18 protein-coding genes are annotated in these 23,002 nt (G+C 40.7%); 11 read left to right on the top strand and 7 right to left on the bottom strand.

All coding sequences use genetic code 11. From position 1 onward, the window contains the following. The first annotated feature begins 47 nt into the window (after nucleotides 1–47). The 6 genes from B2X72_RS04220 to B2X72_RS04195 all read left to right on the top strand — a co-directional run bounded on the left by B2X72_RS04220 (nucleotide 48) and on the right by B2X72_RS04195 (nucleotide 8,047). Nucleotides 48–1,568, top strand: a complete 1,521-nt coding sequence (locus tag B2X72_RS04220; protein WP_286848373.1) for a RagB/SusD family nutrient uptake outer membrane protein — start codon at nucleotides 48–50, stop codon at nucleotides 1,566–1,568. Then, a complete protein-coding gene (locus B2X72_RS04215; RefSeq protein WP_145328908.1) occupies nucleotides 1,562–3,415 on the top strand; it encodes an alkaline phosphatase in 1,854 nt (617 codons plus the stop codon). Before B2X72_RS04220 ends, B2X72_RS04215 begins: the two co-directional genes overlap by 7 nt. 167 nt (nucleotides 3,416–3,582) lie before the next feature. Then, on the top strand, nucleotides 3,583–5,376 hold the full coding sequence (locus B2X72_RS04210; protein ID WP_286848372.1) for an alpha-L-fucosidase: 1,794 nt from the start codon (nucleotides 3,583–3,585) through the stop codon (nucleotides 5,374–5,376). 211 nt (nucleotides 5,377–5,587) lie between these two features. Continuing rightward, nucleotides 5,588–7,483: a PAS domain-containing sensor histidine kinase gene (locus B2X72_RS04205; RefSeq protein ID WP_286848370.1), complete on the top strand. Its 1,896-nt coding sequence runs from the start codon at nucleotides 5,588–5,590 to the stop codon at nucleotides 7,481–7,483. Nucleotides 7,484–7,638: 155 nt separating this feature from the next. Then, nucleotides 7,639–7,791, top strand: coding sequence for a hypothetical protein (locus B2X72_RS04200; protein WP_286848368.1), 153 nt, complete (start codon nucleotides 7,639–7,641; stop codon nucleotides 7,789–7,791). Then, entirely contained in the window at nucleotides 7,769–8,047 is a 279-nt protein-coding gene (locus B2X72_RS04195) for a response regulator (protein WP_286848367.1), read from the top strand. Before B2X72_RS04200 ends, B2X72_RS04195 begins: the two co-directional genes overlap by 23 nt. Nucleotides 8,048–8,153: 106 nt before the next feature. Here B2X72_RS04195 and B2X72_RS04190 read toward each other — a convergent pair whose 3' ends face one another. Further along, complete coding sequence (locus tag B2X72_RS04190; RefSeq protein ID WP_182983330.1) at nucleotides 8,154–9,929, bottom strand: aminopeptidase P family protein; 1,776 nt, start codon at nucleotides 9,927–9,929, stop codon at nucleotides 8,154–8,156. A 238-nt stretch (nucleotides 9,930–10,167) separates the two neighbouring features. Here B2X72_RS04190 and dacB point away from each other — a divergent pair, with 238 nt between their 5' ends. From dacB to B2X72_RS04165, 5 genes are all read left to right on the top strand, one after another. Next, nucleotides 10,168–11,592 carry a D-alanyl-D-alanine carboxypeptidase/D-alanyl-D-alanine endopeptidase gene (gene dacB, locus B2X72_RS04185; protein WP_120333575.1) on the top strand — a complete coding sequence of 475 codons (1,425 nt, stop codon included), beginning with the start codon at nucleotides 10,168–10,170 and terminating at the stop codon, nucleotides 11,590–11,592. Between the two features lie 93 nt (nucleotides 11,593–11,685). After that, nucleotides 11,686–13,968 (top strand): NADP-dependent malic enzyme, encoded by a 2,283-nt coding sequence (locus B2X72_RS04180; protein ID WP_145328916.1) that lies wholly within the window; start codon nucleotides 11,686–11,688, stop codon nucleotides 13,966–13,968. A gap of 32 nt (nucleotides 13,969–14,000) precedes the next feature. Continuing rightward, nucleotides 14,001–14,582: a Holliday junction branch migration protein RuvA gene (ruvA, locus tag B2X72_RS04175; RefSeq protein ID WP_145328917.1), complete on the top strand. Its 582-nt coding sequence runs from the start codon at nucleotides 14,001–14,003 to the stop codon at nucleotides 14,580–14,582. Between the two features lie 721 nt (nucleotides 14,583–15,303). Further along, nucleotides 15,304–17,160, top strand: a complete 1,857-nt coding sequence (locus B2X72_RS04170; RefSeq protein ID WP_145328919.1) for a beta-N-acetylhexosaminidase — start codon at nucleotides 15,304–15,306, stop codon at nucleotides 17,158–17,160. Between the two features lie 179 nt (nucleotides 17,161–17,339). Continuing rightward, nucleotides 17,340–17,816 (top strand): GAF domain-containing protein, encoded by a 477-nt coding sequence (locus tag B2X72_RS04165; protein ID WP_046672350.1) that lies wholly within the window; start codon nucleotides 17,340–17,342, stop codon nucleotides 17,814–17,816. Nucleotides 17,817–17,840: 24 nt separating this feature from the next. Here B2X72_RS04165 and B2X72_RS04160 read toward each other — a convergent pair whose 3' ends face one another. The 6 genes from B2X72_RS04160 to hisB form a co-directional block, all read right to left on the bottom strand. Further along, nucleotides 17,841–18,746, bottom strand: coding sequence for a WD40 repeat domain-containing protein (locus tag B2X72_RS04160; protein ID WP_244294523.1), 906 nt, complete (start codon nucleotides 18,744–18,746; stop codon nucleotides 17,841–17,843). 293 nt (nucleotides 18,747–19,039) lie between these two features. Then, nucleotides 19,040–19,624: a bifunctional phosphoribosyl-AMP cyclohydrolase/phosphoribosyl-ATP diphosphatase HisIE gene (gene hisIE, locus B2X72_RS04155; RefSeq protein WP_088160174.1), complete on the bottom strand. Its 585-nt coding sequence runs from the start codon at nucleotides 19,622–19,624 to the stop codon at nucleotides 19,040–19,042. Nucleotides 19,625–19,738: 114 nt separating this feature from the next. After that, nucleotides 19,739–20,491, bottom strand: a complete 753-nt coding sequence (hisF, locus tag B2X72_RS04150) for an imidazole glycerol phosphate synthase subunit HisF (RefSeq protein WP_182983331.1) — start codon at nucleotides 20,489–20,491, stop codon at nucleotides 19,739–19,741. Nucleotide 20,492: 1 nt separating this feature from the next. Continuing rightward, nucleotides 20,493–21,245 carry a HisA/HisF-related TIM barrel protein gene (locus tag B2X72_RS04145; RefSeq protein ID WP_075990987.1) on the bottom strand — a complete coding sequence of 251 codons (753 nt, stop codon included), beginning with the start codon at nucleotides 21,243–21,245 and terminating at the stop codon, nucleotides 20,493–20,495. Nucleotides 21,246–21,257: 12 nt separating this feature from the next. Further along, nucleotides 21,258–21,857, bottom strand: a complete 600-nt coding sequence (gene hisH / locus B2X72_RS04140) for an imidazole glycerol phosphate synthase subunit HisH (protein WP_046672343.1) — start codon at nucleotides 21,855–21,857, stop codon at nucleotides 21,258–21,260. 1 nt (nucleotide 21,858) lies between these two features. Further along, nucleotides 21,859–22,998 carry a bifunctional histidinol-phosphatase/imidazoleglycerol-phosphate dehydratase HisB gene (hisB, locus tag B2X72_RS04135; protein ID WP_182983332.1) on the bottom strand — a complete coding sequence of 380 codons (1,140 nt, stop codon included), beginning with the start codon at nucleotides 22,996–22,998 and terminating at the stop codon, nucleotides 21,859–21,861. Nucleotides 22,999–23,002: the final 4 nt, after the last annotated feature.

Here is a 23,002-nt window from a genome sequence, read left to right as displayed (position 1 = left end):
AAAAAAGCCGATGATTTATACTCATCAGCCATAAAAAAAATAAAACGATGAAAACGAATATAAAATACCTTGCAATAGCAGCAGTAGCACTTTTTGCATCGTGCAATAAACAGTTAGATATAACACCAGAGGGTTCTCCCTCCGCACAGAATTTCTGGAAAACGGAACAAGATGCGATCAAAGCAGAAGCCGGGATGTACGAAAAGTACAATGAAGAGGATTATTACGGTCGCGGGATGTTTTGGTTTATTAATGCCAGTGACGACATGGTGACAGGACGTAACAAGCCCGAAGCCGACAATATTAAAAACTTCAACCGCAATTACATCGGTGGTGGTTATACAGAATCTCAATGGAGCATGCGTTATGCGATTATAAAGAGGGCCAACGATATTATTATCAATGTTCCCAATATAAGCATGGATGAAGCTCGAAAAAAACAGATCATTGGCGATGCCTATTTCAATGCAGGTCTGGTTTATTTTCAATTGGCGGCAAACTATGGTAATGACAAAGCTGGAATTCCGATAGTTAAACCTGAAACTGACGCAACCGTACCCGTACCCCGTGCTAACAATGTCAACGAGAACTATGATTACATTGCCTCTTTATTTCTAAAAGCTGCAGAGAACCTTCCATATTTCTCAGACATGAATACCTCAGATTACGGTAAAGCGCACAAAACTGCGGCATGGGCCTATTTATCAAAAGTATATCTCTACAAAAAGGACTATACAAATGCCGCCAAATATGCAGATATGGTGATCAATTCGGGCAAACATGATTTACTGCCTAATTTTGTCGATGTGTTTAAAGCTGCCAACAACTGGTCCAAAGAATATATCTGGTCAGTGGTCTGTACGCCAAATGGCGGTGGTACTGGATGGGGAAGTAAGCTTCCAGGAGTTATGCTCACCAACAAGGCCTGGGGAATCTACAATGGCTGGGGCTATTATCTACCGACAAAAGAACTGTATGATTCTTTTGAATCTGGAGATCTACGCCGTGAAGCGACGATATTGAAACCTGGGGACAAATTCCAGTTTTTTGGCGCAGAACGTGCATTTACAAAAGATGGTGGCGCTACATCGAGTTACCAATTCAAGAAATACATGGAGCCGTTTTCTTATAAAGACCCTATTCCAACACATGTCAATCCAAATGGCGATAATGGAACAACAGACCTCAATGTACCATTGATGCGTTATGCCGAAGTATTATTGACTAAAGCTGAGGCTGCCATTAATTTAAATGGGGCTGGAGCCGGTGATACTGAATTAAATAAGATTAGAAAGCGAGCTGGTTTGGTAACAAAAAGCGGAATGACCCTTGTAGACCTAAAACGCGAGCGCCGCAATGAGCTTGCTGGTGAATGGGCAGACCGTCACCGTGATTTGGTCAGATGGGGTGATGCGCAAGCTACATATGCCAAACCTTTACACGATTTCGATGGTGCTGTAATTTGGCCGGCTAGAAATTTCAATCCGCAAGTACATGATGTTTGGGCAGTTCCACAACGCGAGATCGACAACAGTTCCGGCGTCATTAAACAGAATGCAGGATGGTAAAAAACAATAAATTAATGTGGCTGCTCTTTGCCGGCCTAAGCATTCAGTCAGTTTCTGCACAACAGAAACTGACTGCCAATGCAGGTCACAGCCACAATGATTACAAACAGCAAATCCCGCTGTTGGAGGCTTACTATGCTGGAATGGGCTCTATCGAAGCGGACGTCTTCTATCGCAATGGAGAGCTTTACGTCGCCCATGAAAGCAGCGAAATCAAACCAGGGAAGACGTTAAAAAAACTTTACATCGACCCTTTAATTGCTTTCTTTAAGGAGAACGGCAATAAACCTTATGCCAAACCTGAGCAGACCTTACAGCTCGTGATTGATATCAAGGAAAATTACGAACAGGTATTGTCTAAATTGTTGGCCGATCTGAAGGGCAACGAATCTATATTCGACCAGCAGAAAAATCCTTCCGCCATTAAAATTGTCGTCAGCGGTGAAATCCCGCCGCCCGAAAAGTTCGACAATTATCCATCGATGATTTATTTTGATGGCCGGCCGGAAAAAGATTATACGCCGGCACAGCTCAAACATATTGGGATGATCAGTCAGGATATTAAGCAGTATTCTGTCTGGAATGGCAAAGGGACACCTACTCCACCCGACCTAGAAAAGATGAAATCTGTGATAGACAAAGCGCATAAATTGGGGAAACCCTTTCGTTTCTGGGCAACCAAAGACAGCCCCAATAGTTGGAAAGAGCTTGGTCACATGGGGGCAGACTGGATCAATACAGACCATCCTACTGCGCTTAAGAATTTCTATTTAAACAACGCTAAAGTCGAATACGCAAATCCAAAGGCCTACGTTCCCTATCAGCCAACCTATAAAAATGATGGTGCAACGAGCAAGGTTAAGAACGTTATTTTACTTATTGGTGATGGAATGGGCTTGGCTCAAATACAAGCGGGTTTAAGTGCCAATTTTGGTCAGTCCAATATCATCAATATGAAACATATTGGTCTTTCGCGCACCGAAGCATCCAATTCGGATTTTACCGACTCCGCTGCGGGCGGGACAGCTTTGGCTACTGGACATAAAACCAATAACCGTTACATTGGCATGGATGCTGACGGTAAATTGTTGAGCGCTATTCCCGACACACTTGCTCAACACGGGATCAAAAGTGGTATCATCAGTGCGGGAGATATTACAGATGCCACTCCGGCTGCATTTTACGCACATCAGATCGATCGAACAATGTCACAGGAAATTGCGGCAGATTTCAAAAATAGCCATGTGGATATCTTAGTTGGATCCCGTCGCGAAAGCTTCCTCAACAACAAGGATAACACGCTGATAAAGCAACTGACCGAAAAAGGGTATCAGCTTCAGCAAAATTTAGACGACTTTGAAAAAGCGACATCGGGCAAACAGTTGGTGCTCCTAGCTGATTCTGCGACAAGAAGAATCCTCGATGGACGAGGAGAAATGTTAAAAAATTCCCTCTCAAAAACGATTCAGCTTTTGTCTAAAAATAAAAATGGCTTCTTTATCATGGCCGAGGGTGCACAAATCGACTATGGAGCCCATGCCAACGATCTTCCCTATGTTGTTACCGAGCAACATGACTTTGATCGGCTTGTCGGGGAAGCCCTAAAATTTGCGGACCAAGATGGTGAAACACTAGTCATTGTCACTGCAGATCACGAAACTGGTGGACTTTCCCTATTGGATGCCAATTATAAAAAGGGAACTGTTAGAGGCAATTTCAGTAGCGATGACCATACCAATATTATGGTACCTGTCTTTGCTTACGGACCAGGTGCGCAAAATTTTATTGGCATTTACAACAATACAGCCGTTTTTAAAAAGATTATCCAAGCCTATAACTTGAAATAATCGCTTTAAAGTTTTCATACAACATGAAACCCCTTAGTTTAAATACGAGGGGTTTTCACTTTTTCACCGACTACATTCCATAGTTTACAACCACTCCAAAATCCAATTTAAGGATTGATGTTCGATTTTTTGCCTATCTTGTAAGTCAAAAAAACAGAACAACCTTTATGATACCATCAATCAAGCGACTACTGATTTTGTCATTATTGCTATTCAGTATTTCGACCCAACTATTTGCACAAACTTCTGAAAAAGCCTCTTGGTTTAAAGATGCCCGCTTTGGCATGTTCATTCATTGGGGACTATACAGTGCGGCTGAAGGCATGTGGAAGGGTGAACCTTTACGTTATATGAATAACTATGCCGAGTGGTTAAGATATCGCAACCGCGTTTCCAAAGAAGAGTACGGTACTTTGGCAAAACGTTTCGACTGGAGTAAAATAGATCCTGAGCAATGGGTTCTTCTAGCAAAAGAGGCTGGGATGAAATATATCATCATCACCGCCAAACATCATGATGGTGTTGCCCTTTGGGACACAAAAGTTGGTGATTATAGCCTCCCAAAATTGAGTGGTTCCAATCGGGATGTCATCAAAGATATCGCAGAGGCTTGTAGAAAGCACGGCATGAAATTAGGTTTTTACTATTCCCATTGGATTGACTGGGAACATCCATACGGCTGGAATCATCAACAGGAGCTGTCGGGACATGTTACCGATGCCCAATACAATCAATATTGGCAGGAGAAAGTTATCCCTCAACTTCGCGAACTGATGACCAACTATGGCGACATTGCATTGATATGGTTCGACATGTGGATCCCTTATCAAAAGTCGATCATAAAAAAAGAAGAATTACTGCAAGTTGTCAAACTGATCCGTGAACTACAGCCTAATTGCTTGATTAATTCACGTCTAGGTCTTCCTACAGATGCGGAGAACGTGGATTTTGAGACATTAGGAGATAACCAATTTGGCAGCAATTACATTAACCATCCATGGGAAACCCCTGGGACGATTGCCCATTCATGGGGTTACAACGGTCAGGAGAATGAATGGAAATCAACCAGTCAAATTTTCCAATCGTTGATCTCCAATGTAAGTCTCAACGGGGGCTTCACCTTAAATATCGGGCCACGTGCCAATGGAACAGTTCCCTACGAAAGTGTCAGTCGTCTGCACGAAGTCGGAGATTGGCTAAACAGTTATGGAGAGGGCATCTATGGCAGCACCGGCCTTGATCTAAAAAACAACCATTTCGATTGGGGTTACCTCACGACCAAAAAAGAAGGGCAAAAAACAGTCGTATATGCGCACGTCTTTAATTGGCCCTTAGATCATACACTTCGGATTACAGGAATCAAATCGACCCCAGAACAGGTTTCACTGATGAACGGAAGTGTATCTACGGCGCTAAAATTTGATCAAAGTCTCAGTCTAATCCATATCCAATTACCTGACGCGCAACCTGATCATTATGTTTCAGAAGTTAAATTGACTTTTAACAGCCCGCTAGAATTGGACAAAAATACAATCCCGGAATCAACCTTTGGTGGCTTTTCGTTGAAATCAACCAATAGCCTCAACCAAGGACTCAAAATTGTACGCTATAACGGCAAAAATCCAACGCATGCGATCCTGACGGGTGATACGAAGATCGATTGGGAGGTAACCATCCCTGAAGCAGGCGTCTACTCACTCGATTTTTCAGCACATAATCCCAATAAACAAAACAGTGTTTTTGAAGTCAGTACTGCCAATCAGCGGTTGCAAGGAAGTTTTGCTCCTACAAACAAAATGGTGGTCGAGCCCAATGAAAACAACTACACAGAAGAATTTGTCGAAAACCGCATCGGCAAATTTAAATTCGATAAGCCCGGAAAATATATCGTAACCTTTAAAAGTAAAGAACTACAGCCACTTTGGTTTAACTGGATTTGGCTCGAAAAAATGAAGAATTAAACATACGTTCCTCGGTACAGAACATGTAAAACACCAGCAGGCAGATTACTATGCCTACATAACAATCTGCTTGCTAGTAATTTATACAAAAAGTTACATATTTTAATATTTATTTATTATTTTGGGGTAAAAGTTACCAATTTTGCAAATAGGGGCTGATAGGCCACTTATGCTTATAAATGAGAAAATTAACCCTAAACATTGTTAGATAATGCATCTGCAACGGGACTCTTTATCTGTGCTTTCTGACCAAACTGTAAATACAAGGTTGGAGGGATTAATCACGACCACCGATGATGGCACTATTCTACTGTTTAACAAACGCGCACAAGAGCTTTTAGACCTCGAAAGTACGGCAACCACCAACAAACTACATGATTTAATTACATTTTACTCAGCAGATGATCTTTCGGAACTATCGCCTACAGAAACGCCATTTTTTAGTGCTCTTTCCAAAAACCAAAACCAAAATGAAATTATCCTAGGAAGAAAAAAGGATCAAGAGTTTAGATGGTATCAATTCAATGTTCATCTTACTATAGAAGACAATAAAAAAGGTCTTTCAATCTCATTTATTGATGTATCGAAATTGGTCAATAAAAATCGTGTCCTAGAAGATAAACAACACCAACTTCAATTGCTTGTTGCCTCATTGAATGATCTTGTATTCGAAGTAACCGATACTGGAGTATTTAAAAACTACTGGACCAACAATCCGGATCTATTGTTCTATACGCCAGAAGAATTTCTAAATAAGAGCCTCACGGAGCTTTTCCCACCTGATCTTGCAGTGCCCGCTCTTCAATTAATACAAAGTTCATTAAAATTGGACCGCGAACTTAAGATGGATTTTCAATCCAATTTAAAAGAGCACAAAGACAAATGGTACCGTTTACAGATAAAACCTATACATATGGCGCTGAACCGGGTAGCCCTGGTTATTTCCGACATTACAAAACAAGTCGAGTCCAATGAAAAGAGTAAATTCAATGAACACAAATTTAATCAAGCATTTTATTTATCTGGTCTGGGAATCTCTTTGACAAGCCTCGAAGGTTACTGCATAGAATCCAATAACATGTTAACCAAAATTCTTGGTTATTCTCATGAAGAAATGTCGACAACCAAGTTTACTGATCGAACACACCCAGACGATATAGATAAAGATGTTGAACTTAGAGAAAAACTTGTCAGGGGCGAAATTGAAGCATTTACGCTTCAAAAACGCTATTTACATAAATTAGGACATTTTGTATGGTGTTCTGTAACGGTTGCGGCAGTTTTTGATAATGCCAATACCGCACAATTTCTGATCGTCCAGGTGCAGGATATTTCCGAATCAAAAAAGAATATAGAAATTCTAAAGAGGCAAAAGATTGAATCGGATCTAGTCAAAATAGATCTTGAAACCAAAATACGACAACTGGAAGAATTTGCTAACATCCTCGCTCATGATCTAAAGGGCCCACTCAGTAATATACAGATGCTTATTGACGAAATCAAGGTAACGGATGACGAAAAAATAAAAGCAGATTTTATGAACCTTCTGGATATTAGCAGTGACAACCTGACTGAAACATTACATGATTTGGGGGGTATACTTGATATCAAATCAAACAATTCACTGATTTACGAGCAATGTAATTTTCTCGATGTATTCAAAAAAGTGCAACAGCAATTTCTGGAAGAAATACAGCAAAAAAATGCGACTATTTCCATCGAATTCAATGTAAAAGATATTTATTATCCTAAGATTTACCTGGAAAGTATCTTAAGCAATCTCCTGAGTAATGCACTCCGATTTACGGCAAAAGATAGAGCCCCTAGGATCGAAATACATACGCATCTGGAACAAGAAGGAACCTTATTAACGGTTAAAGACAACGGGCTGGGTATTAACCTACCAAAATACAAATCTGAGCTGTTTATGTTCAAAAAGGTTTTTCACCGTGGATTTGAGACTAAAGGTGTCGGATTGTTTCTCATAAGATATCAGATCGAATCATTGGGCGGAAAGATCGATGTACAAAGTAAAATCGATTCGGGTAGTACCTTTTATGTCAAATTTTTAGAAAAAGCATATAAAGATCCGCTGATACAACTATAAAAAATAGCGTTCAATCCTGTTCGTAGAAAATAACTGCTAAGATCCTGGACAGCGTGATCTCACAAGTAAAAGAGTAAAAGAAAAACTGCGATGTCAATCAACGACAAAGATGAGGTTTATTGACACGATGAAAACAATTATTAATCAAAAAGACCATGACTCCTGAAACTAAAAGAACGATCATTCTCATTGATGATAATGCCATTTTACGTACTATTTTCGGCCATATGCTACAGGGATTTACCGACTATGAGATTGACTTTCATTCCTTCAAAAATGCACTGGATGCATTGGATTTTTTTGGATAACAATGACATCTGCCAGTCGCTGATGCCACCCATACTCTTTGTGGATATCAATATGCCATTTATGACTGGTTGGGAGTTAATGGATGTACTTGAAAATAGGACAGACTTCATCAAACGAACCAAGATTTTTATTGTCAGCTCCTCTACGAGCAAAAGCGATCAGGAGCAACTGGCTAATTATCCTTTTATAAGCGGTTTTATTCTGAAACCTTTTGGAAAAGAATCTATTTACGAGATTTTGAAAAAAATCGATTAAAAAAAAGCCCCCCAAACTTTATTACTTAATTATTGGAGGGCTTTTTATTTTGACAACTTATTGTTGTGGACAGCGGACACCCGCTGTCGTTATTCTTTTTGAGCGATTAAATCGCCTGACACTTGTCTGCCAACCAATTCTTTTCCTCAACCGTAAGATGAGTCGATAATTGATCAAATACCCACTGATTATAGTTATTTAGCCAGGCAATATGTTTCTTATCCAATAAGGATTTTTCGACTAAATCGGTTGCGATATAACACATTGTTAGTGTCTCAAAGTCCAGGAAGTCTCCAAATTCGGAAGATCCTGCTTTACGGGTCAACACGAGGTTCTCAATGCGAATACCATGTTTGCCGACGCGATACAATCCAGGCTCTATTGAAGTGATCATACCTGGTTCAACAGCAACATCTATTGCTGCTGCATTGAACACTTGTGGACCTTCGTGTACATTCAAGAAGAAACCGACACCATGTCCCGTACCATGTCCATAATTGCGTAATGTTTCCCACAATGGACGACGCGTAATTGCATCGATCTGATAGCCGCGCGTTCCAGTAGGGAAGATAGCCTGAGAGCCTTCTATTGTTCCCTTGAGCACAAGGGTATAATCCTCTTTTTCCTCCTGCGTAAGACCTCCAAGCGTTACCACTCTGGTAATATCCGTTGTCCCTGTAGTATATTGCCCCCCAGAATCGACCAATAGTAAACCTTTAGGCTCTAGTGTATAATTCGATTTTTCATTAGCCGAATAATGCGGCAGGGCACCGTGATCCAAATATCCCGCAATAGTCGTGAATGAGACGTCAACAAAGCCATCTTGACTTTCACGAAATCCACGTAATTTGTCAGCAATAGATAATTCAGAAAGCTCACCAGAGGAGACATTCTCTTCCAACCATTTGAAGAAACGAGTCAACGCTATACCGTCTTTTACAAACGTATGGCGGTTATTTTCAACTTCAACCTTATTCTTAATTGCTTTTAAACTCGTCGAAGGGTTTATTTTCTCAACAATTTTAACCTGTTTAGGTACGCTGTCGAAAACAGCAAAACAGGTACGTTTTGGATCGATAAGAATAGATGCAACCTCCAATGTCGGAACTATCTTAAAGAGATCCTCATAAGCTGCAATATCCACTCCATAGCCCTTCAGTTCTTCCGTTGCCTGAGTTGTCAACTTCGAAGGTTCAATATAAAGCGTTGCTTTTTCTGCTGTAATCAATACAAATCCCAAAACAACAGGGTTACAAGGTACATCTTGACCACGGATGTTTAATAACCAGGCCAGGTCATCCAAAGATGAGATCAGATGAGCCTCCGTTCTATTCTTTTTCATCTCCGCGCGGACAGCTTCAATTTTAGAAACCGTTGACTGTCCCGTAATATTTTCGTCCAGCAGGTAGGCCTGTGCCTTAGGAAGCTCTGGTCGTCCTTCCCATAATGGTGACAACAGGTCAACATGACCATCTACTTTAATCTCCAAAGGCTCCAAAGTATGCTGAACAGATTGGGCCACCAATAAAGAAGCGAGATTGCCATCAAAAGCAACCTTAGCACCAGCACCCAACTGCTCGCCCAACCAATCAGCATATTCTGCAGCTCCCTGCACTTTCAATTTCACCAATTCAAAACCTGTTCCTGCCAATTGCTCCGCTGCTTGGACAAAATAGCGAGAATCGGTCCAAAGGCCGGCAAAATCTTGTGTGATTGCCAACGTACCTGCTGACCCGGTAAAACCCGAGGCCCAGGCAATGCATTTATAACGTTCCGGTAGATATTCACTAATATGAGGATCTGAAGATGGAATGATATATCCATCGATTCCCTGAACCTTCATCGCCTCACGAATGGCAGCTAATTTTTCGATATGCTTCATGTCGTCTATACAATTTTATGCAAGTTAGGATTTTTTAGGGTCGAATGCCTAACTTTAAGCCAAATAAAACAAACGAAGTACAGCGAACGCTTTTCCCTTAAAATAGGCTGCGTTCAAGTCATCATGATAAATCCAATGGAATATCCATGATTGCCTGCACGAATATAGATAACCGTGTTTGCAAACTCATTGAAGATAAACTGGGATATACCCTAGGACGATAAAAAAAATAGTATATATGAACCAATTTCTGCTAAGTACCATTGCTTTTTCTACTTACGCGTTAACGACCGTTACCACTCCATTATTTGCGCAGGATCTTCGCAGTAAAATTCAGGATGCTTTTACGCAGTTTCAAAATCAGGAAAGCCTCAGGAATGGTTTGAGCTCACTGATAGTTTTCGATGGAAAAACAGGTCAGACTGTATTCGCAGCAAATGAAAATATCGGACTAGCAACCGCGTCCACCATGAAGGTAATCACTTCGGCCACGGCATTGGACTTCCTGGGTAAGAATTTTCAGTTCAAAACAACCCTGTATTATACAGGTGAAATCGACGAGAACGGTGTGTTAAACGGAAGTATTATTGTGACAGGTACGGGCGACCCTACCCTTGGCAGCGCTCGCTATCCGGAGACTCAGGCAACAACGATACTGAATAAGTGGCTTACAGCGATCCAAAATGCCGGTATCAAAAGTATTAATGGCGCTATCATTGCCGATGATCGGCTTTATAATGGGAACCAGCTTCCGGGTGGCTGGATCTGGACTGACATGGGTAACTACTACGGCGCGGGGATTTCTTCGCTCAATTGGTGTGAGAACGCTTTTGGCATAAATTTTACCCCAAGTAATAAAATTGGCGCCAAAGCGGAGATCCTTAGTTATACAGCCCAAGTTCCCTACCTGGAAATTATCAATGAAACAACCACTGGTAAATCAGGAAGCGGCGACAATGTATACGCCTATGCTGCCCCCTATTCAACTAAGATATTTGTGCGTGGTTCCTATGGGCAGGATCTCAAGAAAACAATTGAGCTCTCCTCTCCCGATCCAGCTTATGATCTCGCTTATCAATTAAACGAAGTCTTAAACAACAACGGTATTGTTGCCAGCGAACGGCCTGCTACCGGAACGAAGATGGATTCAGTCGATGTTTCAAAAAAACAAACCCTGGATATTCACCTATCTCCAACCTTAGATAAAATTGTCTACTGGTTTAACCAAAAGAGCATCAATCTCTATGGAGAAGCCCTATTGAAAGCGATAGCTTATACAACAGCGGGTAAAACAGGTACCGACGATGGCGCCTATTATATCCAAAAATATTGGAACGCCAAATTAGGCATAAAATCCAGTGAACTCAATAGTATGGATGGTTCGGGACTATCACCTCAAAATCGAGTGACCACAGCCGCGATGAATAAGATTATGCAGTATGCACAAAAACAAAGTTGGTACCCTGCTTTCTATGAAAGTCTTCCCACCTATAACAATATGAAGATGAAAAGTGGAACAATCGGCGGCGTACTTGGTTATACAGGTGTACATACCAATAAAACAGGACAGTCATTTACCTACACGTTACTGGTTAACAACTATGCTGGGTCGGCCTCCAGCATGCGTCAGCAAATGTTTAAACTGTTGGATGTCCTGAAGTAACATATTATTGTCTAATTATAATAAGATATTGGCAAATATTTCCAATTATCAAAAAGAATGATAGATTTGTAGCCTTAAATTAATAAAATCGTAATGAGTAACACTAATCGTAAACAGGCAGCGTTAAACTACCACGCAATGGGTAGACCTGGTAAAATAGCTGTTGTTCCGACCAAACCAACAAATTCGCAAAGAGACTTATCATTAGCATATTCTCCAGGTGTAGCGGAGCCATGTTTGGCTATTGCTGAGAACAAAGAAGATGCTTATAAATATACCGCAAAAGGAAACCTTGTTGCTGTTATCAGTAATGGTACAGCAGTATTGGGCTTAGGCGATATCGGCGCCCAAGCTGGTAAACCAGTCATGGAAGGTAAGGGTTTATTATTCAAAATTTTTGCCGACATTGATGTATTTGACATCGAAGTGGACACCAAAAATGTCGATGAGTTTGTCAACATTGTCAAAGCATTGGAGCCTACTTTTGGAGGGATCAACCTGGAAGATATCAAAGCACCGGAATGTTTTGAAATCGAACGCCGTCTAAAAGAAGAAATGAACATCCCGGTGATGCACGATGACCAACATGGTACAGCAATCATCTCAGGTGCAGCATTGATCAACGCCTGTGAAATTATCGGTAAAGATATTTCAAAAGTAAAAATCGTCGTCAATGGCGCTGGAGCAGCTGCAATGTCGTGTACTGCAATGTATATTTCAGTAGGTGCTAGCAAAGAAAATATTGTGATGCTGGATAGCAAAGGTGTAATCCGTACTGATAGAGAAAATCTAGACAGTATGAAAGCACAATATGCAACAGATCGCGATATTCGCACCCTGGCAGATGCTGTAAAAGATTCGGATGTATTTATCGGTTTATCGGCAGCAGACGTCATGTCGGCAGAGATGTTGTTAACGATGGCTCCAAACCCAATTGTATTGGCGATGGCAAATCCAAATCCTGAGATTGCTTACGATTTGGCGATGGCAACACGTAACGATATTATCATGGGTACAGGTCGTTCAGATTATCCTAACCAAGTAAACAATGTATTGGGTTTCCCATATATCTTCCGTGGTGCTTTGGATGTACGTGCAACAGCAATTAACGAGGAAATGAAAATTGCCGCAGTGCGTGCCATTGCAGACTTGGCGAAACAACCTGTTCCAGAAGAAGTAAATCAAGCCTATAACACGAGCAATTTAAAATTCTCGGAAGAATATATCATTCCAAAACCTACCGATCCGCGTTTGATCACTGAAGTTTCCATGGCTGTTGCAAAAGCTGCCATCGCATCAGGTGTGGCAAAGACCGTAATCGAAGATTGGGATCAATACAGCGATGCCCTACGTAAACGTCTTGGTAAAGATGATGCGATTATGCGCAATTTGACTATGGCTGCAAAAAGAGATCCTAAACGTGTTGTTTTTGCAGAAGCAGACAATTACAAAACGTTGCGTGCGGCACAGATTGTTAAAGAAGAGGGCATTGCGATTCCAATTCTTTTAGGTAGAAGAGATAAAATCGAACGTTTAATCAAAGAATATGCTTTTGAATTGGATGGTCTTGAAATTATCGACCCAGTTGCTGAAGTCGACAACGAAACGGAGCGTTCAAAGAAATTTATTGAGCATCTTTACATCAAAAGACAACGCCGTGGTATATCGAAATACGATGCCCGTAAGTTGATGTACGACCGCAACTATTTTGGTGCCTCTTTAGTGGAATTTGGCGAAGCTGATACCCTAATTTCCGGTATGACCAAAAATTATGCAAATACAATCCGTCCGGCATTACATGTAATCGGTGCTAAACCAGGCAGCCGTGTCGCAGGTATGTATATGATGTTAACAAAAAAAGGACCAATCTTCATGGGTGATACAACCGTAAATGAAGACCCTACAGCACAAGAACTAGCAGACATTACCCTGTTATTGGATAAAGCTGTGAAACGCATGAACATTCAGCCACGTATTGCATTACTATCTTACTCTAATTTTGGTTCAAGCGAAGGAAAAACGCCAACAAAAGTAAGAGCGGCAGCGCAGATCCTACACGATCAACATCCAGAGATTATTGCTGATGGTGATTTACAAGCAAACTTCGCCTTAAACAGCGAAATGTTGACAGCAAATTTCCCCTTCAGCTGCTTAAATGGAAAATCTGCGAATACACTCGTATTTCCTAATTTGGAGTCCGGAAATATCGCTTATAAATTATTGCAAGAAGTTGGTGAAGCTGAGGCTGTAGGTCCAATCCTTTTGGGTATGAACAAACCAATTCACGTATTGCAATTGGACAGCTCTGTACGCGAAATCGTCAATATGGTTACCATTGCCGTAGTCGATGTACAAGCACATCTTAAAAATTTATAGAATAGCTTAAAATCTTCCTATATTCGTATACTATGTACGAATATTTCAATGGAAAATTAGCATATAAAGCCCCCACTCATGTTGTTATCGATGTGAGTGGGATTGGTTATTATGTCCACATCTCTCTCTATACCTTCTCCCAAATCAAGGATCAGGAAAATTGTAAACTATTTATATCACTTCAAGTTCGGGAAGATTCACACACGCTTTATGGCTTTGCGACAGAAGGCGAGAAAAAATTATTCGAAAATTTGATCTCTGTTTCTGGTATTGGCCCCAATACAGGCCGCATGATCCTATCGTCAAACACACCGGATGAGATCCAGTCTGCCATCGTCAATGGCCAGGTTGCCCTAATTCAAAAGATTAAAGGAATCGGCCCTAAAACAGCACAACGTCTTATACTGGAACTTCAGGATAAATTAAAAAAACAGGGCTTCGAAGCCTTGGCATCACCTATCCAATCCCAATCTGTGCCAGAAGAAGCTTTATCAGCGCTGGTTATGCTCGGATTCAACAAAGTCGCGGCAGAGAAGGTGTTAAATACCATTTTAAAGACCGAAAGCAATCTTTCCGTAGAGGATATGATCAAATTAGCATTGAAACGACTTTAATGCATAAACATTAGCAGTACGTATCCGATATTAATCATTAGATAACGGATACGTACTGCTAATGCTGTAGCGTAAAAGATATAAAGGAACCTTCGGGTTCCTTTGTTATTTCCCGAACCTCAGTTTTGCAATAAATCGAGGGCTAAAAAGGAAGCATCACAACAGCGATTTATTCTTTACAAAGGCGAGCCCTTTCCTTCTTTTCGCTTTGGTTTTTAGATACAGCAAACGGACATCAAATAGGGATCAAATGTGGTATTTTGACACTGTTTATTCAGTGCTTGCTCAGTGATCAGTCAGTGAAGACTGAATAAGCACTGAGTAAGCACTGTCTAAAAATTGATTAAATATTATCCTTATTTTGAATTTGGTATCAACCAATTATCGCCATCTTCAAAATGGCGCTTGAGGGACTGTTACCAGAAAAGCAGATTCCGTTGTGCTCTACTGAACAGCTGCTCAGTAGAACACGGATAAATACAGTTAAAAGGCATATTTTTTTTACCTAAATTTGGATACTATTCTCCAAAGTAAAATATCCCCTTTAACAGACTAAACAAACGATTGATCTACCCCAATGACGCTATTATCCAAACTACTTCTAAGTGCCCAAAAACACTTTCAGCAGTATTTTCATACCCTATTTGTTACATTTCCTCTTTGCTAAAACGTATTTATTCACCTATTTTTAGGACTTCTTATTTCAGTTATAATCTCACGCATGAAGAAACTATTTTCACTTGCGCTGGCTCTAAGTGTAGGAGCAGCAGTATTTGCGCAAGAAAAGAAAGATGCTACCTTGAACATTGTGCCATTACCGCAACAGGTTCAAATTAAAAATGGTACGTTTAAAATCAACGCTAACACCAAAATCGCCTTTGATAGCGAAGAGGACAAAAAAGTTGCAATGCTGTTTCAGGATTTCCTAAAAAGCAACTACAATCTCAATTTATCAGTAGTGAAATCAGCGAGCAGCAATACGATCTATTTCTCCTCCAAAAACGCAAAATCCACTAATGTGGAAGCATATGAACTTAACATAAGTTCGGACCGCGCAACTATTAGCGGAAAAGCTGCCGGTCTATTTTATGGTATGCAATCGTTGATCCAATTGCTACCTGTAGATAAAAAGGCCAGCATAGAAATTCAACAAGCTGCAATCCAGGATGAACCGCGTTTTGCCTATCGTGGATTACATCTCGATGTTGGCCGTCACTTCTTTCCTGTAGAATTTGTAAAAAAATACATTGATATTCTGGCATCTTACAAATTGAATACGTTTCATTGGCATTTGACAGACGACCAAGGCTGGCGTATAGAAATCAAATCACATCCAAAATTGACTCAAGTTGGCGGTTACCGCAAGCAAACACTGCTGGGTAACTACAAGACAGATGGCGATTATGACAATACACCTTATGGTGGTTTCTATACCCAGGACCAAATCAAAGAAGTGGTTGCCTATGCAAAAGCTAAATATGTAACGGTTATACCCGAAATCGAGATGCCAGGACATGCATTAGCAGCACTTTCGGCTTACCCAGAATTGGGTTGTGGTGAAAAGCCAGGACCTTACACAGCTGCTCAGACTTGGGGAGTGTTTGACGATGTTTTCTGTGCCGGAAAAGAAGAGACATTCAAATTATTGGAAGATGTAATTGATGAAGTCATTCCCCTATTCCCTAGCGAATATATCCACATCGGTGGTGATGAGTGTCCAAAAACAAAATGGAAAACATGTCCATTTTGTCAAAAAAGAATCAAAGACAACAACCTCAAAGATGAACATGAGTTACAGAGCTATTTTATCCAGCGTATGGAAAAATACATCAATAGTAAAGGTAAACGTATCATTGGATGGGATGAGATCTTAGAGGGTGGTTTAGCGCCTAATGCGACTGTCATGAGCTGGAGAGGCGATCAAGGCGCAATTGATGCAGCCAATCAAGGTCACGATGTGATCATTACGGCAAACAGCTATGGTCTATATTTTGATCACAAACAAGGTCCTGATCAAAACAGAGAACCTTTAAGTATCGGCGGACTTTCCACATTGAGCAAAGTATATTCGTCAGATCCAATGCCTAGCAAAATTGCTGAAAACAACAAGAAACACGTTTTAGGTGTACAAGCAAATATTTGGACAGAGTATATTGGATCATCCAATAAAGTCGAATTTACAGTGTTACCGCGCGTTTTAGCGCTTTCTGAAATTGCCTGGACACAGCCAGAGAAAAAGAACTGGAAAAATTTCTCAGAACAACGTGCAGCAAATCAGCTGGCTAAACTTGACCAAACCAATACATTCTATCGTGTACCGGAAGTATATGGCATAACAGATACCACCGTATATGCTTCGGAATATACGATCAGAGGCTTGAAACCATCTGTTGAAGGAGCCAAAATTTATTACACATTGGACAACTACGATCCTTCAGAATTGGATTTAGAATATACAGGTCCAGTGAAAATTACGGTTCCTAATAGTAAGGAACGTGTTTTCAAAGCCGTTGTTGTAACGCCTTCCGGCAAAAGAAGCAACTACATTCGGGTGAATATTATCAACACCAAGAAATAATAACATTTGCCTGATAAGAAAGCGCTAATATTCTGTTAACTTTGAACAGCGTATTAGCGCTTTTTCATTTCATGCAGGTTGGAACTCAATATGCCCTGAAGCTTTCCGGACAGGCAAAACATGCTTGGCAATTGTAATCCTGATAGCAAATGCATGATTATTTTTTTACATAGATTTTTATGGCAGAGGATTTACAAATAGCTAAAGGTAGCAAAGAAGAACAATATCAAAATTTACTTCCTCAGATTGGAGGACTATTGCAAGGCGAGCCTAATCAAATAGCCAATTTGGCTAACATCGCTGCTGCACTGAAAGAACAATTCAATTTTTTCTGGGTTGGTTTCTATCTTGTTGATGGAGACGAGCTCGTATTAGGCCCTTTTCAGGGCCCCGTTGCATGCACGCGTATCAAGAAAGGCCGTGGCGTATGCGGGGGTGCTTGGGCACAGGAAAAAACATTGATTGTTCCTGATGTAGAGCAATTTCCGGGACACATTGCCTGTAGTTCGCTCTCGCGGTCCGAAATAGTGCTACCCGTTTTTAAACAGGGACAGATTATCGGTGTGCTGGACGTTGACAGCAGTGAATTAAATAGTTTTGATGAAGTCGATGAGAAATACCTTACGCAGGTATTACAGCTTTTAGACAGCGAATAGATAAGCTGCGCTATTTTTGATCATTTATTTATTTTCAAATTCCCAGACTTTCACTAATTTGTCGTCACCGACACTAAAGAAATATTGTCCATTTTCGGACCATGATCCTGCATTTACAGATAAATGATGGCCATCTTGCATCTTCTCGCGGCTCATATTTTTCAATAGTGCAAAATCGGCTGTGGACCAAAACTTCAACGATTTATCGCGACTGACAGTTGCAAAAATTGGCGCTTCAGGATGGGGATATATTCCGTATACGGTAAAAAGATGAGGTACAAAGGAAAAATTAGTTGTCAATTGATTTGGATCTGAAATCACCAATTGCGCATCCCTTCCACCACTTAGCAATTTATTATGGATAAATGCCAGCGACGTAGTGGGCATACTATGCAATTTTGAATCAGTAATAACATGAAAGTCAGTACTGTCCAACATATAAACCTGTCCATCTTTATCGCCCAATGCTATTCGTCCAAGTCCTTCATCAATTGCAATTGCCCGAATTGTTGTTGGGGATATACGCTTCTCGTAAATACTTTTATAAGTTGCCAAGTCAATGACATACAATGTCCCCTCTTCACCTACCGCCAAAAGCTCATTTTTCCAGGACATATAAGCCAATGCAAAAATAGCTTTGGTGCTCAGTTGTATGCTTGCTACAAGCTTTTGCTCTTCTACATGTACAAAAAGTAGCTTGCCCTCGCGCAAGGCTATGGCCAGAATCGGCGTACCCGTTATCAACCGTAAAGCGTATACCGATGAACTTACTGCGCAGAGAATACGCTTAAATGCATTCTGCTCAATATCCCATTCGACAACGCCCTTATCGTTACCAGCTGTAAAAAATGTGTGCGTATAATAACCCTTCTCTACACAAAAAATAGGGTTTTGATGTCCTGGTAATGTCGATTTTAATGTAATATCCATAGTAATTTCGCTAAAACTCCTTCTCCAGCCGGATCGCATATTTTACGCCCAGTTTTTATGCTGTAGGACTCCACTGATCGAACTGTGAGTCCAGTAAAAATCAATACAGCAATACGTATTGTTAGCCGACAGAAACAAGAAGTGCAGTATATCCACAAATATACTGCACTTCTTAGATTATTTTGTCATCTTAGCTTAAAGCCTTCTCCCCGTTTCGGATTTTGTTCAACGGTGTTGCCATCTTCCGATTTTAAGTGAGCTAGGAGCACGAAGTAAGATGTCCCTTCAAATACCTATTGATGTCTGCTCTCGAGGTTTTTCGCAATTGTTTCCAAAGAAAATCCTTTCTCACGCAACAATACGATCAAATGAAACAATAAGTCTGAAGTTTCATTGATAAAATCAGCATCTGTTTCTGTCAATGCTGCAATTACTGTTTCTACAGCTTCCTCGCCAACCTTTTGCGCAATCTTATTGATACCGCGAGAACGCAGGCGGTTGACATAAGATTCATCAGAAGGATGTTCATAGCGATGGTTGACAATACGCTCTAACTCCAACAGAAAGTTTTGGTTAAAGTCTGTACTGAAACAGCTTCTGCTCCCTGTATGACAGGTAGGCCCCATTGGTTCTGCTTTGATCAAAACAGTATCCTTATCACAATCAACATGGATGCTTTTTACATTCAAAAAGTTTCCACTCTCCTCTCCTTTTGTCCAAAGGCGATTTTTGCTTCGGGAGAAAAACGTAACACGTTTCTCTGCTTGTGTCTTCTCCCAAGCTTTCTCGTTCATATAGCCTAACATCAATACTTCCAACGTTTGGAAGTCCTGCACAATCACTGGAACGAGGCCGTCACTTTTTGCAAAATCTAACATGATTTTAGTATTTCAATTTTTAATTATTTTCGAAGAACCGTGAGCTCTCTTTTAACTTCTCAGGATTTCATCCAGCAAGTTTATGACTTACTTCTCCTTGATCAATCTTGTTTTCTATCTTACGACAATTCCATTTTGACGCAAAGTAGCTTTAAGATCGGGAATCAATATTTCACCATAATGGAAGACCGATGCCGCCAGGGCAGCATCTACGTTAGCTTGCTGAAAAACATCCACAAAATGCTGTTGATTACCAGCTCCGCCAGAGGCAATCAGTGGAATATGAATGCGGTCATTTATTGTTTTTAAAAAACCATTATCAAAGCCATTTTTTGTTCCGTCATGATCCATTGACGTCAGCAGGATCTCTCCCGCTCCACGTTCCTGCGCTTCAAGTATCCAATCCGCTGTGTTCAATTCCGTCCTAATGCGTCCACCACTCAGATGGACAAAATGCTGACCGTCGGTGGACCGGGTATCGACAGCAACAACAACAAATTGTGCACCAAAAGCTGCAGCCATCTGATTGATAAGATCGGGGTTACGTACCGCCGCGGAATTGATGGAAATTTTATCTGCACCTGCATTCAACAGGATGTCAGCATCTTTGATTTCATTGATACCACCGCCAATTGTAAAAGGAATATTCACTTGACGTGCGACTGCTTTGACTAAATCAATTGTCGTTTTACGCTCCTCATGTGTCGCTGTAATATCCAGGAAAACGAGTTCATCAGCCCCTTGTTGAGAATATTCATAGGCCAATTCAACGGGATCACCCGCATCGCGCAGATCCACAAAATTGACTCCTTTTACAGTCCGCCCATCCTTAACATCCAAACAGGGAATTATACGTTTTGCCAGCATTTTAAAATCTGATTAACGATTTTAAATTCCAATCTTTGATTTCATCGATCGAGATTCTATTTTCATAGATTGCTTTACCAACGACAACAGATTCTACACTGCCCAGTTCCTGAAGTTTCTGAATATCGTCCATTGAACTGATCCCGCCAGAAGCAATTAACTTGATAATCGGAGAATGGTTCAACAACTTTTGGTACAATTCAACACCTGCACCGCCCAATTTACCATCTTTACTAATATCGGTACATAAGAATCTAAAGAACCCTAAAACCAAGCATTTATCAATATATTCGATCAATTTGATTGGAGAGCTTTCCAACCAGCCGGAGTATTTGATGACTTCATCCAATACGTCGATCGCTATAACAATGTGGTCTGCATATTTTACTTTACCTTCATTCAATGTCGCCAGTTCCTCCAAGAATGAAGGATTTGTAATTGCCTGTGTTCCGACAATAACGCGATAAACACCCGCATCTACCAATTCTTTAACCTTCTCTATGCTTCTAACACCACCGCCATATTGAATCTTCATATCCGTCTTCTGGATGATATCAAATAAATAGGCCTGATTGCTGAAGTCTCCTTTTGCACCATTTAAATCAATGATATGGACGAGTTCCGTACCATTTGCGCGGTAGGTTTCGATTTGCTCTTCTAAACTAATCGCATACGTTGTAACGTCATTGTAGTTACCCTCTCTCAAACGGACAACTTTTTTGTCCAAAACGTCTATTGCTGGAATGATATACATAGTCGAATATTTTTAATCAATTTGAATAGTTGAAAAATTGAGCAACAGCTGCTCTCCTGCTTTTCCAGATTTCTCTGGATGAAATTGTACGCCAAAGAAATTGTCTTTAGAAATTGCAGCCGAAAAAGGCTGTCCATAGACACATTTTGCCGCAGTATATGTCGCATCGAATTCGATAAAGTACGAGTGGACAAAATAAAAATAAGTTTGATCTTCAATATGTGCAAATAAAGGACTATTTGCTGGCACGGAAACACTATTCCAGCCCATATGTGGTACTTTACCCGACTTTTCGGCATCAAAATGTAACGTCTTCAAAGGAAAAAGCTTTAACATTTCGGCATTTCCTTCTTCTGAAAAAGCCGTCAGTAATTGCATACCAACACAAATCCCCAATACAGGCTTTTTTAGCTTTTTGATATAAGGCACCAATCCTGATTCCTGTAGTTTGTCCATTGCTGCGCCAGCATGCCCCACTCCAGGAATGATGATACGATCGTATTGATCGATCTCATCTGCGGTATTGACCATACCATAGGTAAGCCCAACACGATCCAGTGCCGCTGTCAAAGAGAAAATATTCCCCGCACCGTAATTAATAATTCCTATCATCTTACAATACTCCTTTTGTACTTGGCAATTGCATATGGTCGGCATCGCGTCTTACCGCTTTCTTGATAGATTTAGCAAAAGCTTTGAAGATCGCTTCGATCTTATGGTGCTCATTGTCACCTTCAGCTTTAATGTTTAAATTCGATCGTGAAGCATCTGAAAACGACTTAAAGAAGTGGAAAAACATTTCCGTAGGCATATCGCCGATCTTCTCCCGTTTAAATTCCGCATCCCACACAATCCAGTTGCGGCCACCAAAATCCAATGCAACCTGAGCCAAACAATCATCCATTGGCAACGTATAGGAATAGCGCTCAATTCCACGTTTGTCCCCTAAAGCCTTCAAAAAGACCTCACCCAGTGCGATACCCGTATCTTCGATTGTATGATGTTCGTCGATATGAAGATCACCTTTCGCCTTGATGGTCAAATCAAGTGCTCCATGTCTAGCCAATTGATCTAACATATGATCGAAAAACGGTAACCCCGTTTCGATATCAGACTTACCCGAACCGTCCAAATTCAACTGAATAAAAATATCCGTTTCATTGGTTTTACGATGATGTTCGGCAGTGCGCGTACCCAATTTAAGAAATTCATACACCGTCTTCCAATCTGTTGTCTCTAAAGCTATAACAGTTGAATCTATCGCAAGGTTTTCGAAAGCACCTAATTGATCGTTAGCACGCAGCCAAATTGCCTTTGCACCGAGATTTTGTGCTAATTTAACATCATTCACACGATCCCCGATGACGAAGGATTGGCTCAAATCGTATTTCGACGTATCAAAATAAGCTCCAAGCATACCAACTCCCGGTTTTCGGGTTTCCGCATTCTCGTGTGGAAAGGTTTTATCAATATGTTCCTCGGCAAACACTACTCCTTCTCCTGCAAACGTATCAATCACAAAATGATGGACTGGCCAGAAATTCTCCTCCGGATGGGAAGACGTTCCTAAACCATCTTGGTTGGAAACCAAGATCAATTCGAAATCCAGCTCCTTTGCGATACGTGGAAGATACTGCAAAGCACCAGGATAGAATTTTAATTTGGCAAAAGAATCGATTTGTTCGTCTTCAGGTTCCAAAATTAATGTTCCATCGCGGTCTATAAACAGTACACGTTTTAAGTTATCAGGCATAGTA

This window comes from Sphingobacterium sp. UBA7253 (assembly GCF_002472745.1).
In the GTDB taxonomy this organism is placed as follows: domain Bacteria; phylum Bacteroidota; class Bacteroidia; order Sphingobacteriales; family Sphingobacteriaceae; genus Sphingobacterium; species Sphingobacterium siyangense.
Note: the sequence above shows the minus strand (reverse complement) of the source record. Positions and strands in the feature narration are given on the sequence as shown.